Below are 16,351 nucleotides of genomic sequence, written 5' to 3'. Positions count from 1 at the left end.
ATTTGAACATAGTTCAGGAACAAGCGTAAGAAAACGAACACATGTATCAAGAAAAGCAAATATGCGTATCAAATCAATATTACACATGGCAGCACTGGTTGCTATTCAATCAAATAAAGAAATTACAGAATTCTACGATCGTAAAATAAAACAAGGGAAAGCAAAAATGAATGTTATAAACGCTATTCGAAATAAATTAATACATCGTGTATTTGCATGCGTTAGAGATAATAGAAAATATGAATATATTTATACCAATGCACTTGCATAAACCATAGAAATCCACGGCGAGATGTGTAATTACTAACCACGGCGCGAATTTATTTATGAATTGATAACATCATCTTGGGAAGATGTATGCAATTTAACAATCAAAAAAATCCAAATTCCGATGTAACTTAATAATAGAAATATGCTCAATATGACTGCTCTTTCAGATCCAATTGTTGAAGAAGGGAATAATGCTGGATCATTAACATAAATAACTGAAAAATAAATAATGCTTGTAAATAAAATATATTTATCATCCTCATTATAAGTAATTCCACTCCATACCCAATAAATTAAAGATAAAATTGTTACAATAAACCAAACAAATAAATTTATGTAGTCATTTAAATGAAATTGATTTACTAGATTTTTATTATAATAATATTCATCTACATAATAGAATAACAAAATTATATTGACAATTAAAGGAATTACATTTTTCATTTCAGAATGTACTTAATTTTCGTATATTTTAACAAGAAAATCAGGATAATCTATATTAAATGAATGAGTGTTAACCTCCTCTACGAATCTTTAATAGAAGAGAGTCTTTGACTCGTTTTTTATGAATTGAAAATTACGAGCGAGTCAAAGACTCTTATTCATTACTGATTCGTAGAGCGCTTCGCTAACTCTACGAATAAAAACCCCTAATAAAACCTATATCTTAATAAATCTGCTCAACCATCTGCTATTGCCGGATTCAACCAGAATGATATAATAGCCAGAGCTCACATTTACAGGTATTGAAAGCGGTACATCGTTTTCACCCGCATTCAGATCAGCTTTTGTAGTATAGATGATCTGTCCGGTTGTGCTGGTGATCTTTATCTCTGCCGTTACAGCAGCATCTGATTTTAATTGCAAATGAACATTCTGCCCGTTACCTGGATTCGGATATACGTTTAATACCTGAGCGTTCTGTTGTGGTGCTTTTGTAGAAGTAGGAATTGTACGTAAACCATTCGCGTAGAAGATTGGCCATTTGGATTTGGCTACATAACCTACATCGTCTCCACTGGACAAAGCAGATATTTTATCTACTGCCAGATCTACCAGCCAGATGGATTTGTTTACGTCCGTTGTTCCGGTATTGAATACATAAGCTACCTTGTTGTCAAGTCGGTTATAGCTTGGGTAACCCAGTACATTGGTTTGTGTAATGGTGTTCACTTCATTGCGTTCTGTATTACACCCCTTCACATATGAAGCACCTGCAATTTCATCAATGTAATCGAATGCAATAATATGCGATGAGTTTTTGGCGAACGTGGGATTACCCACACTTATACCTTCTTCCAGTGAAGGGAATAATTTTGTAATGGTGCCATCAGCAAAATCATTTGTGCTGTTGTCCCACACATCAATAAAATTAATATCCCAGAAGCTGATGTTGTCGCCCGAAGTATTTTCAAATTCATTGTAGCAATCGTAAACCAGATATTGTCCGGTGTGATCCCATTCCATCGCATCAGCATAGATCGGCCCGCCGGATTTTATACCCGAAGAAAACGTAGGACTGTACAAGATAAAGGTAGACCATCTATTTGTATTAAAATCATAAACATAGATAGCTGTATCGTTGTCAATCGTTGTTGCAGCCATCCGGTTACCATCGTTGCTGATTGCTAAACTGTTCCAGATCTGCTGACTTTCAATGATGCGTTCCTGTGTACTGTTCGGTGTTAAGAACAAGCCTTTGATCTGATGAGAACTGTTGATGAAATAAGCAGTATTTCCATCATCCGTAACGCTTGGTTTAGAAGTTGCACTCGTTGTATTTATGGTAATCTGTGTATTGGCAGATGTATTAATACGGTATAATTTTTTAGTACTGGAGGTATTTAAATTATATGCCAATAAATATTCAGTCCCCGGGTTGACCGGATAGTCATCTGTTACAATTACAGTAGGCGTGCCGCTTGTGGTCGTAATACCTACCTGATCAAATGCATTTTGTACAGCAGTTACTTCACTGGATGAAGCATTATAGAGGTCGGTAGCAGCAGAGATACAGGCAATGCGCAGATCAATGAATTGAGATGAACGTGTCAGATACACGGTTAATGCTCTGTAGAATATTTTTTCTGCTTCACTTCTGCTTGTTGCGGTTGCCAGTAAGTAATAGGCATAGTTAGGAATCCCGCTGTTGATGTGGACACCACCGTTATCCAATGATCCGGTATATTTTTCTGAAACAAATTTTGGCTGCCAGCCTGGTGAATCAATATCTGTACCTCCGTTGTGCGGATCCGATAAATCGCGCAATGCACCCGAAGGGTATTTACTTAGCAAAACAACATCTTCACCGATCTGCCAATCATCCGGATCTATACTGCAACCAAAGATGTCTGCCATGGATTCATTGATCGCACCGGACTCTCCCTGATAACTTAAGTTTGCAGAATTTTGAACCACACCATGTGTTAACTCGTGTCCGCCTACATCTAACCCACCTGCCAGCGGTTTGAAATGGTCATTACCATTGCCGTAATACATTGCTTTCCCATTCCAGAATGCATTGTCCATCGCAGTTCCATCGTCTGGATCTGCTACGTTTATAAATGAAATGACGGTACCTCCCTTGCCATCAATAGAATTTCTGCCATGAACCTGCAGGTAATACTCATAGGATTTTCCTGCAATGTTATGTGCAGAAATTGCTTTTGCACTAAAAGTGTTAGAGGGAGAGGATATAGATCTGAAGCTAGCTGAATTTCCCCAGGTGTTATTCATATCCAGTGTTTGTATGGCTCCGACAGGATTATCCGGCATACTTGATTGCCCGGATTTATACATGGCACGACTGGCATCAACGGTATAGTATAGCAATGCCTTTTGATACGTATTGATCGTTTGTGAAACACCATTTAAATCATTACCTGTGGAAGTTTTTGCGCCATCTGCATGACATGTTTTTGAATGTGCGGAAATAACATTTCCTGTGTTTGCATCAATTACATATTCCCACCAATCAACAAAGTTTGGTCTCACTTCTATGATGTATGCCGGTATACAGGTAGTGGTAAGTTTTTGATCAATGTAAAATACGGTCTTTACTTTGGGAGATGAATAATCTAAAAACGCTTTCTCTTCAGCAGACATTTCAATAATGTGATGTTCTTTTTGTAAATCTGTTAAAGCATTTTGTACCGCAACAGTTGATGCAGTTGTGAAAGTTGTTTTTGAAACAAGACTTGGTTTAATATATGATCCATTCCATGATGTTGCCTGTCCGAAAGCATTGATGTGAACAATACTTTCGCAGCCATCGATAGGAATACCATTGTAGTTTTGTTGTAATCGGATGATCTGTCCGCCTAGCGGATCTGTTTCAATTTTGAAAATCGTAAATTGTTGTGCTGCATCTGTCAGTTCAAGAATTGAACTGAGTTCAGTTAAATAGTTTAAAACGGTCTGTTGTATTAAACTACCATTCGATGCACGCAATTGGACAGAGGCAGCAGATTTTTTACAAATGAAAATCGGTAGACCTGTGCTTGATGAGCGGATCGTATACGAACTTTGTTTTTGCTGAATGGATTGAGGTGAAGCAGCTGTTTTAGCTAGAGGTGTCGACATTAAGCTTGTTCCGCTCTGTAAGATAGATGATTCCTTGTTTACATCGCCTTTTATAACACGACTGGAAAAGGTGGGTTTTGCACCGGGATTTGCAGGTCGTTCTTTTTCATCAAAACTTGTTTGAGCGGTTACTGAAATACTGAATTGAAGGGTCGCAAAAAAAGCGATACATAAATATCTCATACGTTATAAAAGGTTATTTAGCTTGGATGATAGGGTTTGTATAACTGCAGGAGGAGTAGAGGTGCTACTTCCCCAAACGAAATTCTTCTTTTTATTTTTGACAGACAGAGTTATATACTGATACATATTTCCCGGTTCGTTATAGGAGTACCGTTCAATAATCTGCTTCTTGTTTGCATAACTGAATATTTTTTTTGCTGTGCACTTTTTAACCTTCTTTATATACGTAAGGGTATTCGCATCGGTTAACATATTCTTAAACGTATATAGATCACCGGATGGAGTGAGTAGATAATTTTTAGATGCTCCGCTAAATCCACCTCCGCTGCCAAATTCAATATAATCCGTTTTAATACTGTCTTTATGCAGGGTTTGACATAAACCCGGCATATGAAGCGCAATTAAAAATACTGAGAAAATTATAAGTTTATACATAAATGGTATTATTAATTTACTATCTATTGTATTTGCTCTTAAAGCTTTACAAGTAGCTGAGATATTTGCAGATGCTCAAAAGAAAGAGTGGCAGGTTCTTCTTTGAATAAGCCAAATACAGTTGAGCCCGAGCCACTCATTGCTGCATAGATTGCACCAGTTGAGTATAATTTATTTTTCACTTTTTCAATATCAGGAAATTGCTTAAAAACGCTTGTTTCAAAATCGTTCACAAGTTCGTTTTTCCAGGTTTCTATCGGTTGTTGTAAAATGCTGTAAATGGGTTTTCTGTTTGCTTTGGGCTGTATTCCATTGTAGGCGTCTTTGGTTGAAACATGAATGCTTGGATGAATTAAATAGATCCAATAGCCGGATAGGTCAACACAATTCTGATCAGAGAATACATCGCCTTTTTCATGTGCGATCACAGCTCTGTTCTGTATGAAAAATGCACAATCGCTTCCTAAGGGACGAACAACATTTTCCTGTTGCTCTTGATTTAAATTTAAATGAAAGAGTGTGTTTAATGATTTGCATGTGAAGGCAGCATCTGATGAACCTCCTCCCAATCCTGCGCCAATAGGTATGTTCTTATGAAGATGTATATGAACAGATGGGATGTTGTGCGAAGCTTTTAAAGAGGCAAATGTTTTTAAACATAGATTGCTTTCTTCTGTACCCGGTATTGTATTTCCTGAACTTGAGAAGCTCAATGTTTCTGAAGGAATAATTTCTAATACATCGCACCATGGCACGGGGTAAAAGCATGTTTCAATAGAATGATATCCGTCATCTCGTTTTGATAAAACATACAAACCAAGGTTGATTTTGGCATTAGGAAATGAAATCATTTGAATCTCTTAAGAATACCTTCAAAATTAGCACTAAAGTATCTATATTGTGACATATTTTATGGGAATGTTTTATACACAATACGGCAAGTTTTTTTTAGATAAATTTATTGCAGTAACAGCAATAATTGTATTTTCTCCAATATTCCTCCTGATTTCAGTTATAAATTTCTGCACTTATCAAAATGTGTTCTTTGTACAGGAACGATCCGGCTTAAAGATGAAATCGTTCAGGTTTATAAAGTTTCAAACGATGAAAGATATGCCAACCATATGGGTTTCCGATATGGATCGAATGACGCGCTTCGGAAGAATACTTAGAAATACTTCTTTGGATGAACTTCCTCAACTATTTCTCGTTATAACAGGAACAATGAGTCTGATCGGTCCAAGACCGCTTCTTATTGATTACAATGCCTTGTATACGCCTGAACAACGGAATCGTTTTGATGCGAAGCCAGGAATTACAGGCTGGGCACAAGTGAATGGACGGAATCAAACAACGTGGGAACAACGTTTTCAATTCGATATATTTTATGTAAAAAACGTATCATTTAAAATGGATATGCTTATTTTAGTGAAGACGTTTTTTCAACTAATCAAATTCTCGGAAGTGAATGCTTCTGAAAACGAAACAATGAAACCTTTTAATAATTAATCGTATGTTGTTATATGGAGCTAGCGGACATGCTAGAGTAGTAAAGGATTGTGTAGTATCATCAGGTGGTGTGGTTAACGAAATTTTTGATGACAATCCGGACTTGATCATGTTGGATGGGGTGCCTGTTGTTGGTTATTATGATCCGGAGCATAAGCCTACAGAAGAGTTGATCATAAGCATTGGTGATAATCTTGTCCGTAAGAAAATTGTTTCTAAAGTAAAACATCCCTTTGGTAAAGGCATTCATAAAGCATCTATCGTTTCTCCAACATCGAGTATTGGCGAAGGTACAGTTGCTATGCCGGGCTCTGTCATAAACGCAGGTTCGTTTGTTGGTAAACACTGTATCTTAAATACAAATTCTATTGTAGAACACGATTGTGAATTAGGTGATTTTGTTCACCTGTCATCGAATGTAACGTTATGTGCAGACGTTACCATTGGTGAAGGAACGCACATAGGTGCGGGCTCTACTGTGATTCCAGGAAAAAATATCGGTAAGTGGTGTGTGATTGGTGCAGGTGCTGTTATCATTCAGGATATCCCTGACTATTCTATGGTAGTTGGTGTACCGGGTAAAATTATTCGTACTCTTATACGTAAATCATAATCATGCAGAAACGGGTGTATCTGTCTCCACCTGATCTGTCGGGCAATGAACTTAAATATGTACAGGAAGCCCTCGCATCTAATTGGGTTGCTCCTGTGGGGCCTCAGTTAGATGCGTTGGTGTTCCAATTAAAAAAAGCCACCGGTGCTGAGTATGTATTGCCTGTAAATTCGGGCACTTCAGCCATTCATCTGGCATTACTCGCATTGAATGTGGCTCAAGGTGATATTGTTTTTTGTCCGACCTTTACGTTTGCCGCTACTGTTTTTCCAATACTCTATCAAAAGGCTACACCTATTTTTATTGATTGTGAAGCCGACACCTGGAATATGGATCCTGTTTTGTTAGAGCAGGCAATCATTGATTCCATTCAACAACATAAAAAACCGAAAGCAATCATTCTTGCTCATATCTATGGCTTCGCAGCGAAGATCGATGCAATTTTAGCTGTAGCAGGAAAATACAACCTTTCGGTGATTGAAGATGCTGCAGAGTCTTTAGGTACAAGCTATCATGCAAAACATACCGGTACTTTTTCAGAGATCGGAATCCTTTCATTCAATGGAAATAAACTTGTTACCGGAGGCAATGGGGGTGCTGTACTTACAAATGATCAAATGTTGTATGAACACATGCTTCGATTGTCAAATCAGGCAAAAGAAGATAAGCCTTATTATGAGCATAAGGAAATAGGATATAATTATAGGATGTGCAATGTGAATGCTGCGATTGCTCTTGCTCAGACAGAGCAACTGGATCAGAAGATTGCTAAGAAAAAAAAGATCCGGGATTGGTACGCGTTACATTTAAAAGGTTTTGCAACGGTTAAGTATGTTGTTGAAGGCATTGATAATGCCTGGCTGACATGTATTTTATTACCTGACCAAGTTAAGCCTGAAGCCGTTCAGCAAAAACTTGAAGAGCATCAGATCGAGAGCAGGAGATTGTGGAATCCCATGAATGCACAGCCCGTCTTTGAAAAAGAAATTTTTTATTCCAATGGAATTGCGGATTCAATATATCGTACGGGCTTATGTCTGCCTTCCGGTACGCAATTAAATGAAGAAGATATTATTCACATTGCCGATATAATTAAGCGCAGTCTTTAATTTGTGCAATTTGTTGGGGTATTTATTCTGTACGATATTTGCCCGTTTATTGCTTTTTGTAGAACTTACACACTATAATTAACTTCCCCGAAATGAGATCTTTTTTAAAAGTAATTCTAGTATTTATTTGTGCATCAAGTGTGTTTTTTTCAAATGCAGCTGATGATCCATACGAAGCATCTTTCCAGAAAATAGAAGCCTATTATGAAAAAGGCGATTATAAATTGGGAATACGATCAACAGGTATTTTAATAAATACAATTCAAAGCTCTAAAAGTCCGAATACACTTGTGTTGGCCCGTGCCTATTTTTTAAATGCAAAAGGTGCTGAACTGGATGGTAATTTTACCCTCTACGAAGAATACATGTTTAAAGGAGATCGTGAATTGCAAAAATCCGGGAAGGACGATGTATATCAATATGCAAAATCGATCAACTATGCCATTGAAACCTATTTGTCTTATGGAGACTATGTGAATGCTTCAAAATATTTAAATGAAGCATATGGAATTATTGAGAAGGGGGCATTGAAAGATTCCAACTTGTATTATAGCTTAAAGAAAAGTTCTGTTATCTCATTATATCGTCAAGGCTTTTATATTAAAGCTCAAAAATGGTTGACGGAAATTATCGCATACGGAAAAAGAAATATCGTAAAAAGCGAACTACGCACAGATCCTAAAACCGGTAAACCCAAATTGGTTAAGCTCGGCACGACAGAGTTAGTGCGACGTAAAAGACATTATGCACGCATGTTGAATATGCAGGCTGAAATGTATCTGGATAATGGAAATTATGTTTCAACAGATTCTATTTTGAACATGTCAAGTAACTGGATCAAAAAAAATGTTGGAACAAAAGATTTGTGTTATGTAGAGAATCTGTTTTACAAAGGTCGCTTGGCTGAGATATTGGGTAATGTCAAAGAAGCAAACAAACTATACGATAACGCTTATGAGACGTTATTGAAAACGAAGTATGGACGTTATCAAAATTACAGTCGTGAAGCAATCTTGATTTTTGAGTATTTGATTCCTACCTATAAAGTTACAAGTCAAAGCAGTGATTTCAGAACAAAGGCTGAGATGTTTGACGTGCGTGTAAAGAGATACTATGGCAATGATAACTACTATTACAGCAAAGTGTTATTCCTTGACATTCAACAGGATTTGCTTACGGATAACTGGTCGGATGCTGTTAAAAATATTAATAAGGTATTGAATAAACCGGGCATGATTCCGTTGGTGCATCTGGATCGTGCTATTTATCTGGAATATCTGGCAGATGCATATATTGAATTGGATCAATACGATGAAGCGGAAGCAGCGATCGAAGAGGCAACTAAAATTAAATTACAATTGCTTGGAGATGCTTCACCAAATTATCACATGCAATTATTAGATCGTGCTACGTATTATGTAACCTACACCGATAAATTTAAAGAGGCTGAAGATGCGTATAGATACAGTTTAAATCAGATTGTAAGTAAAGAGATCGATCATCAGCACGTTAAATATATTACGTACCTGTATCAGGAAGTTAAATTGTTTGAATTGACCGATCGTTTTGATGAAGCACAGAAAACCGCTTTGGAAGCTACAGCTATTGTAGAGAAACGTTATGGTAGAATGAGTGTGCAATATGGTACGGCACTGCAAACACAAGCCAATATTGATATTTATAAAGGTAAATATGGAGATGCAGATTTGAAATTAGGAGAGTCTCTGGCATTGTTTAAAGCCAAAGCCGGAACAAATGATGATTTAGAATATGCAGCTGCGCTTCAAACACAAGCCAGACTCTTTATTATTGAAGGCTTGTACGATGATGCAGAGAGAAATTTAAAGAAAGCGTATAAGCTTTCTAAGCGTACATTGAAGTCTTCAAAATTATCATCTTCTATTGAAGAGTTAGCAATTCTATACATTCACATCGGTAGATATCAAGAGACCGAAGAAAGTTTATTGAAATCGATCTCATTAAGAGAAAAACGTTTTGGGCCGGATAATAGAGGTTTGATAAATCCGTTAAATCAGCTTGGCTTTTTGTATTACATAAAAGGAGATTATACTAAAGCTGAAAAGTATGCGAACCGTTCAATCATTATATGCAGCAGCACATTTGGTACAAATTCTATTCGCTATGCTGAATCCTTAAAATTGTATGCAGATATCCACGCGGCAATCGGCGATTACAATACCGCGCAATCTTCTGTTGTGAATGTGATCAATATTTACAAAAAGCTGTATGGTGAAAATCACGTTCAGGTAGCCTTGGCTAAAAATGATCTGGCATTGATCAAATATTACAACAAAGGCGATAATGCGGAAGTTGAACAATTATTTATTTCTGCATTAACAACTATTAAAACAGAATTGAATGAGAATACACCTATTTATGCAGAGGTATTAAAAAATATTTCTTTGTTCTATCTGGAGACAGGTAAAGAAGACCTTGCAGATAAAAATCTTGAAGCAGCAAATAAAATCTGGGTTGTAAAATTCGGAACAGCAGACAGACACGCAGCCGATTATAATTATCTGAAAGGATTGATCTATTACAGAAAAGGAAAGTACATCGATGCAAACATGTCTTTCATCAAATCAAAAGATATCTACGCATCTTCTTTCAGTGAAAACCATCCGGATTATACAAAAGCACTTTGTAAAAGCGGACAAATGTATTTCATTCTGAAAGATTACACAAATGCTGTAAAGTCGTATGATGAAGCGATCAAAGGGTATTTGAAATTCATTCAGGTTCAGTTTCCTGCTTTGAGTGAACGTGAAAAAATGAAAGCATGGAACGTTATTAAAACCGATTTTGAGTTTTATTATTCTATGGCATATCAATTGCGTACAGAGCGCCCTGAGTTAATGGGGAATGTGTATGATATGACAATGGCTACAAAAGCATTGATGTTGAACTCTTCTATTAAAGTTCGTCAGCGTATTTTGAACAGCGGAAATCAAGCGATGATTGATGCGTATCAAAATTGGCTTGCTAAAAAAGAATATTATTCTTCAGTGTTATCCATGAGCAATGCGCAGATTCAGGAAAATGGAATCAATAAAATAGAATTGCAAAAGGAAATTGAATCGCTGGAAAAGTACTTGTCTGAATCTTCAGAATTGTTTGCGAAGAGTTACGAAAGCAAACTTGTATATGACTGGAAACAATTGAAAACAAACCTTGCACCGAATGAGGCGGCAATTGAGATGGTGCGTTTCAGAAACTTCAATACGAAATTCACAGATACCATTGTTTATGCGGTTTTAGTGCTGCATAAAGAAACAAAAAATTATCCGGAGATGGTTGCCATGACAAATGGTAAAGAGATGGAAAGCAGGTATATTAAGTACTATCGCAATTCCATGAAATTTAGCGTTGAAGATAAATTCTCATACGATATCTATTGGAAAAAAGTACAGGATCTTATCCCTGCATCTAAAACACGTTTGTATATTTCTCCTGAAGGCGTATACAATCAAATAAATCTTGAAACACTGAAAGGACCGGATGGTAAATATCAGTTGCAGAAAACACAGTTTGTACAGGTAGCGAATACGAAAGATGTATTGGCAGATCTGTATGACAAGCAACAAAAATCTGCTGTAGCAGCAGGAACTCCTAAAGATAAGGTTTCGAACATTGCCATTATAGGGAATCCAACGTATTATCCGGATTCGCTTTCAGATGATTATGATAAATCAATTCCTCAGTTGCCGGGTGCTGAAACAGAAGTGAAAGATATTTATGCGATGTTGAAGTCGAAAAATATTAATTCCGATCTATACATTGGCGATGCTGCGACGGAAGAAAAAGTGAAGTCATTGAAAAGTCCACGTTTCTTCCACATTGCAACACACGGTTATTTCATGCCGGATGTACAGCAATCAGGTTTTGATTCGGAGTTGGAAAACGAAGCATCACAAAATCCATTGTACCGTTCGGGTTTATTGTTAGTAAATGGTGGTAAGCTGATGAATGATCCAAGCAATGTTGATTTTAACAGTGAAGACGGTTTGCTTACAGCCTATGAAGCAATGAACCTTGACTTTGATAATACAGAGTTAGTATTGTTGAGCGCCTGTGAAACAGGTCTTGGGGATGTGCAGCTGGGCGAAGGTGTATACGGTTTGCAAAGAGCATTTATTGTTGCAGGTTCGAATAACCTGATCATGAGTTTGTTTAAAGTATCCGATGAGGTTACAGCAGATCTGTTGAATGCATTCTATACAAATTGGCTGGCAACAGGTAATAAACGTAAAGCATTATACGATGCTAAAATATACATCCTTGAAAAATATAAAAATCCGATCTATTGGGGTGCCTTTGTATTGGTAGGTTTGGATTAATAATTGAATGAGATCGTCATTCGTAGAGACGCAATTTATTGCGTCTCTTTTTTTATTAGGTTTTATTGGATTAAAGGGATAATTGGATGTTGTTTCTTGGAGGTTAGTACTTACTGCTGTTAATATATGCTTTGTATCGATGCCACAAATCAACCCGTTGTTGCGCCATCGGCCAACAACCCAGTGCCGTGTGATGTTTAATAAATGGTAGTTATTATGATGGTAGTAGTGGGCTGTTGGCCAGAAAAGGCACAACAGCGAGTTGAGCAGTGGTTAGGTAAAATAGATGTGAACTAAGTGTGAAATAGTGTGCAGTATACAACATCGTTGTTATTTATTATTTTTTGTACAGGTTGTTCGTTGAGCTACAGAACAATCGCTTGCATCACCGAATATAAGTATCATGTAAAATCAGAAGATGGCTGGATAAACAACCGTGCAGATTCTACGAAGCTTTATTGGATAAAGGATAAGGAAGTAGGTATAGTTAAATTATTGAAAGTTAAAAATGATTATTCAGAACTTCGCGATAAAGGATATGTAATTAAGGATGTATCCTGTCAGCATAAATTAGATTCCATCTTCAAAGATACAATCTCTCCATACATCCGTCATATCAATTCGTTTTATGACGACACAGTCAGCTATGTATTTATAACACTAAAAGCAAAAGTTAAAAGGAGAGAGATTGTAGATATTAAAGAATTGCACTTTAGAATGTATATTCCGAAGGCGTATCGTAGATGGATATAGTGATTTATAGATATGCCTCGAATAATAACGGTCGCACAATGGGATTATTGTGGTGTCTTATTCCACCGGTAAAATAACATTGAAACTAGTGCCAATACCCAGTTCACTTGTGACGCTTATTGAGCCATGATGATTGTCGATAATTTTTTTGCAAAGCGCCAAACCTATTCCAGTACCTTCGTATTTTTCTTTTGAATTAAGACGTTTGAAAATCGTGAAGATTTGTTTTGCATGTTTTTGTTCAAACCCAATGCCATTGTCTTTGAAAATAAGTTCAATGTAATTATTTTCGGGTGATAGATCGTTGTATAGGACTATCTCATCTTTGGGGACTTGTCTACATGAAATTTTAAGCACTGGTTTTTCAGTACTGAATTTAAGAGCATTATTTATAAGATTGTAAAATAATTGATAAAGTTGTTGATTAATACCATTTATTACAGGCAACTTATCTGATTTAATGCTTGCTTCTTTCTTCTCAACAATTAATTCAACATCACTTTTAACATGCTCAAGAATTTTCTGCAGATCAGTTTCACCAAAACTATTTCCACTTTGAGATAAACGGGAATAGTTTAATACATCTTTGATCAATGAACTCATGCGGGAAGACGCGTAGTCTATTTTTTCAAGATATTTTTTCGAACGTTCTTTATCTGTAAAATTTAATTCAAGCAATTCTGTAAAGCTTTGTATTTTTCGTAAAGGTTCCTGTAAGTCATGACTGGCTATATATGCAAATTGTTCCAGATCGTGATTCGATTTATTTAATTCATTGACTTTTTCCTCAAGTTGCCCTTGATAGTTTAAAAGTTTCTTTTGAATCGTCTTTAATTCAACATTGTTCTTTAGTGTTTCTTCTACAACTTTTTGTGCATGTATGTCTACAAAAAAACCTGTCCAGCTTGTAATTTGATTCAATTCATTTTTTACAGGCACTAATGATATTAAATGCCACAGAGCAGAATCGTTGCCCTTTGCTTTTAATTTTGCCTGTGCACGAAAAGGTGATTGATTAGTTTGAGCTTTTTCCCATTCGTCGCGTATTGATTTTGTTTCGCTAAGCTGCACTAAACTTGTCCATTCTATTTTTCCGGATTGTATTTCCAGAAATCCAAAATAATCTTTGAGCCATTTATTTCCATAGGTAAGGTAGCCACCACCATTTGCTGTAAACATCATTAGCGGAAGCGTTCCAGTGAGCATTTTATATTGCGTCTCACTATCTTTCAGTTTTTCAGAAATCTCAAGCAGTTGAATATTTTTTTTTCGAATCTCATCGTAAGGCGAGAGCGGAAGTTCTTTTTTAAAATAATTGATAAAAGCTTGTATACGGGTATCATTGATAAGGCCGCTGAAGTTGATCTTTTGTGTTAGAATAACTTCTGTTACATCTTTTTGTTTATTGATTTTAAGATTGTCGGTTAGACGTTGAGCGTATTTTATTGCTTCAGTATGTTTTTTTTCAAAGATGTCATTCGTTGTTAAGACAGCAATAAGTTCTTTACGATTATTTTGAAGTGTATTGATTAAAAGTGTAAGGCTGGAACGATTGAATTCATCACCGATAAGACAACGTGAGATCTCCGAGACAGCTGTAGCAAAAGAAGTCTGAGTGAGCACAGATAATCCGCACAATTCCGCAAGTTTCATACTGCGTTTGTGTGAAAGGATCAGGTCCATTTCGTTTTCCAGATTGATCTTAACAATTTCGTTCATAAAACTTTTGCAATTAATATTGTCATATCATCCGTACGGCGCGCATGGTCTTTATAGATTGCTGCGGCTAAAAGCATCGGATCATATTTTAGAATAGAAGGGTAGTGGATCATATCCCAACGAGTCTTGATACCATCTGAGCACAAAATAAGCTGCTGAAATTTTTCCATTTCATAACAATTGTTTTCTATGCGTCCGGGAATATTTAATCCTATGATCCCGTTATAGCTGCTATAGTTTTTATATTCAAGTCCACGCTGCAGACGTACAGCAATATTTCCCACGCCACTTATTTGCCATTGTTTGCTGCCATGATCTAATATACCAATGGCGCCAACGAGTCCACGTGTTTTCTTAACAGCTACGTGCATTTCACGGATGATATCTGAAGGTTCTGAAGAGTTACTGTTATTGAAGGTATTAATAGCAGCATCTACAGCTTCTTTTGCAAACTCGCCATGTCCAAGACCATCGCCCAGAAATACAAGCGTCTTATTGCCTACCTGCCTTATTGCAGTACCATCGCCGGATACTTTCTCTCCGGGTTTTGCAACATTAATACAACGAACCAGTGTATCATTCTTTCGCGTAGGATTAAATTCAAGAGAACGGTTAAATCTGGAATATAGAATTGTACCCCAGTCCGGAAGTGTATAGATCTGTGAAAAATTACTTAGACGCATGATTGAGCCTATGCCATGACCTAATGTGCTTTTGCTCGAAATTCCATCCTTCATAGAATGACTAATATCTTTAATTCCTGTGCCATTGTCTATACATATTAGATCAAAGATGGGTTCATCTTCTTCTATATTCAGCCTGTACAGTATTTCGCCGCGTGTGGCATGTTTGATAAGATTGGAAATCATTTCAGATGCAACAATGTCTATTTCGCCGGTACGTTGTTCTGTAAAATGCGGGCGTACTAAGTTGTGTATTTCTCTTTTTATAAACGATGCATAACTTCGTTCCTCAACAATATAACTTTGAAACAATATGTTATCCATTTTTCCATTTAGTTACCGTTACCGTAGTGCCTACACCAACTTCAGATTTAATAGTAAATTCATTCATAAGACGTTTGGTGCCCGGCAATCCAAGTCCCATACTTCTCCCTGTAGTAAATCCATCTTGCATTGCTTTGTCAATATTGGGTATGCCGGGACCTTTATCTTCAAAGGTTAAACGAATGCCACTGTCACGACCTTTGCTTACAATTTCAATTTTAACAATACCGCCATTTCCATATTTCAGCATGTTTCGTACAAGTTCACTGGCACCGGTTATTAATTTAGTTTGATTTAACAAGCTCATGCCGATTTTTACAGCATGTTCTTTTACTCTGCTTCTAAAGGGAACAACATCCGTTTCTCGCGTCACCGTCATGGTGTCTCTATTCAGTACTATCGGTGTCGTCGTCATTTTCTTCTTCTTGATCTTCTTCTTCAAGAAGGATTTTTGACCTCAATAATTCCATTCCTCTTTCAACATTTAAAGCAGTGTAAACACCTTTTAGCGGTAGCCCCAATTCAACCAATGTTATGGCAACAGCTGGCTGCATGCCTACTACGACGGTATCTGCATCCATGATTTTGGACATGGTAGCAATGTTTCCTAAAATTCTTCCCATGAAAGAATCGATGATGGACACAGAGGAAACATCTATAAGTACACCTTTTGCATTGGTCTTGCTAACCATACTTACAAGGTCTGCTTCAAGATTCTCTGCTAATTGATCGTATAGATCTACTTGTATTGTCACCAAGAGAAAGTGACCCATTCTTAAAATAGGTATTTTTTCCATGTTAGTGTTAAGCTTA

General features: G+C 36.7%; 14 protein-coding genes. 6 read left to right on the top strand and 8 right to left on the bottom strand.

Annotated features, from left to right (window positions below):
• Positions 1–271: transposase (locus tag A3EE_RS0106295; protein ID WP_026209626.1), on the top strand; the 271-nt coding region annotated here is incomplete at its 5' end.
• Positions 272–324: 53 nt separating this feature from the next.
• Here A3EE_RS0106295 and A3EE_RS0106290 read toward each other — a convergent pair.
• The 4 genes from A3EE_RS0106290 to ispE all read right to left on the bottom strand — a co-directional run bounded on the left by A3EE_RS0106290 (position 325) and on the right by ispE (position 5,321).
• A complete protein-coding gene (locus A3EE_RS0106290) occupies positions 325–714 on the bottom strand; it encodes a hypothetical protein (RefSeq protein ID WP_018342591.1) in 390 nt (129 codons plus the stop codon).
• 216 nt (positions 715–930) lie between these two features.
• Positions 931–4,035 carry a M4 family metallopeptidase gene (locus tag A3EE_RS0106285; RefSeq protein WP_018342590.1) on the bottom strand — a complete coding sequence of 1,035 codons (3,105 nt, stop codon included), beginning with the start codon at positions 4,033–4,035 and terminating at the stop codon, positions 931–933.
• Positions 4,036–4,038: 3 nt separating this feature from the next.
• Positions 4,039–4,425 carry a hypothetical protein gene (locus tag A3EE_RS0106280; protein WP_018342589.1) on the bottom strand — a complete coding sequence of 129 codons (387 nt, stop codon included), beginning with the start codon at positions 4,423–4,425 and terminating at the stop codon, positions 4,039–4,041.
• Between the two features lie 83 nt (positions 4,426–4,508).
• Positions 4,509–5,321, bottom strand: coding sequence for a 4-(cytidine 5'-diphospho)-2-C-methyl-D-erythritol kinase (gene ispE / locus A3EE_RS0106275; RefSeq protein WP_018342588.1), 813 nt, complete (start codon positions 5,319–5,321; stop codon positions 4,509–4,511).
• Positions 5,322–5,382: 61 nt separating this feature from the next.
• Between ispE and A3EE_RS0106270 the strand changes: the two genes are divergently transcribed.
• The 5 genes from A3EE_RS0106270 to A3EE_RS0106250 all read left to right on the top strand — a co-directional run bounded on the left by A3EE_RS0106270 (position 5,383) and on the right by A3EE_RS0106250 (position 12,812).
• Positions 5,383–5,979 (top strand): sugar transferase, encoded by a 597-nt coding sequence (locus A3EE_RS0106270; protein ID WP_018342587.1) that lies wholly within the window; start codon positions 5,383–5,385, stop codon positions 5,977–5,979.
• Between the two features lie 4 nt (positions 5,980–5,983).
• Positions 5,984–6,592, top strand: a complete 609-nt coding sequence (locus A3EE_RS0106265; protein WP_018342586.1) for an acetyltransferase — start codon at positions 5,984–5,986, stop codon at positions 6,590–6,592.
• A 2-nt stretch (positions 6,593–6,594) separates the two neighbouring features.
• Positions 6,595–7,701 (top strand): DegT/DnrJ/EryC1/StrS family aminotransferase, encoded by a 1,107-nt coding sequence (locus tag A3EE_RS0106260; RefSeq protein ID WP_018342585.1) that lies wholly within the window; start codon positions 6,595–6,597, stop codon positions 7,699–7,701.
• A gap of 92 nt (positions 7,702–7,793) precedes the next feature.
• Positions 7,794–12,059, top strand: coding sequence for a CHAT domain-containing protein (locus A3EE_RS0106255; RefSeq protein ID WP_018342584.1), 4,266 nt, complete (start codon positions 7,794–7,796; stop codon positions 12,057–12,059).
• A 309-nt stretch (positions 12,060–12,368) separates the two neighbouring features.
• Positions 12,369–12,812, top strand: a complete 444-nt coding sequence (locus A3EE_RS0106250) for a hypothetical protein (RefSeq protein ID WP_026209625.1) — start codon at positions 12,369–12,371, stop codon at positions 12,810–12,812.
• A gap of 57 nt (positions 12,813–12,869) precedes the next feature.
• On the opposite strand, the gene A3EE_RS0106245 is transcribed toward A3EE_RS0106250, so the two are convergent.
• The 4 genes from A3EE_RS0106245 to A3EE_RS0106230 are packed head-to-tail and all read right to left on the bottom strand — an operon-like array spanning position 12,870 to position 16,335.
• Positions 12,870–14,531, bottom strand: a complete 1,662-nt coding sequence (locus tag A3EE_RS0106245) for a PAS domain-containing sensor histidine kinase (RefSeq protein ID WP_018342582.1) — start codon at positions 14,529–14,531, stop codon at positions 12,870–12,872.
• Positions 14,528–15,538, bottom strand: a complete 1,011-nt coding sequence (locus A3EE_RS0106240) for a PP2C family protein-serine/threonine phosphatase (protein WP_018342581.1) — start codon at positions 15,536–15,538, stop codon at positions 14,528–14,530. The genes A3EE_RS0106245 and A3EE_RS0106240 overlap by 4 nt, the downstream gene beginning before the upstream one ends.
• Complete coding sequence (locus A3EE_RS0106235; protein WP_026209624.1) at positions 15,531–15,953, bottom strand: anti-sigma regulatory factor; 423 nt, start codon at positions 15,951–15,953, stop codon at positions 15,531–15,533. Before A3EE_RS0106235 ends, A3EE_RS0106240 begins: the two co-directional genes overlap by 8 nt.
• Positions 15,925–16,335, bottom strand: coding sequence for an STAS domain-containing protein (locus A3EE_RS0106230; protein ID WP_026209623.1), 411 nt, complete (start codon positions 16,333–16,335; stop codon positions 15,925–15,927). The genes A3EE_RS0106235 and A3EE_RS0106230 overlap by 29 nt, the downstream gene beginning before the upstream one ends.
• Positions 16,336–16,351: the final 16 nt, after the last annotated feature.

It is taken from the genome of Cytophaga aurantiaca DSM 3654, from assembly GCF_000379725.1.
Classification (GTDB): domain Bacteria; phylum Bacteroidota; class Bacteroidia; order Cytophagales; family Cytophagaceae; genus Cytophaga; species Cytophaga aurantiaca.
This window is presented reverse-complemented; position numbering and strand designations above follow the sequence as displayed.

Coding starts and splice junctions, on each gene's coding strand:
- A3EE_RS0106290 (WP_018342591.1), bottom strand. CDS start 714: ATGAAAAATGTAATTCCTTTAATTGTCAATATAATTTTGTTATTCTAT.
- A3EE_RS0106285 (WP_018342590.1), bottom strand. CDS start 4,035: ATGAGATATTTATGTATCGCTTTTTTTGCGACCCTTCAATTCAGTATT.
- A3EE_RS0106280 (WP_018342589.1), bottom strand. CDS start 4,425: ATGCCGGGTTTATGTCAAACCCTGCATAAAGACAGTATTAAAACGGAT.
- ispE (WP_018342588.1), bottom strand. CDS start 5,321: ATGATTTCATTTCCTAATGCCAAAATCAACCTTGGTTTGTATGTTTTA.
- A3EE_RS0106270 (WP_018342587.1), top strand. CDS start 5,383: ATGGGAATGTTTTATACACAATACGGCAAGTTTTTTTTAGATAAATTT.
- A3EE_RS0106265 (WP_018342586.1), top strand. CDS start 5,984: ATGTTGTTATATGGAGCTAGCGGACATGCTAGAGTAGTAAAGGATTGT.
- A3EE_RS0106260 (WP_018342585.1), top strand. CDS start 6,595: ATGCAGAAACGGGTGTATCTGTCTCCACCTGATCTGTCGGGCAATGAA.
- A3EE_RS0106255 (WP_018342584.1), top strand. CDS start 7,794: ATGAGATCTTTTTTAAAAGTAATTCTAGTATTTATTTGTGCATCAAGT.
- A3EE_RS0106245 (WP_018342582.1), bottom strand. CDS start 14,531: ATGAACGAAATTGTTAAGATCAATCTGGAAAACGAAATGGACCTGATC.
- A3EE_RS0106240 (WP_018342581.1), bottom strand. CDS start 15,538: ATGGATAACATATTGTTTCAAAGTTATATTGTTGAGGAACGAAGTTAT.
- A3EE_RS0106235 (WP_026209624.1), bottom strand. CDS start 15,953: ATGACGACGACACCGATAGTACTGAATAGAGACACCATGACGGTGACG.
- A3EE_RS0106230 (WP_026209623.1), bottom strand. CDS start 16,335: ATGGAAAAAATACCTATTTTAAGAATGGGTCACTTTCTCTTGGTGACA.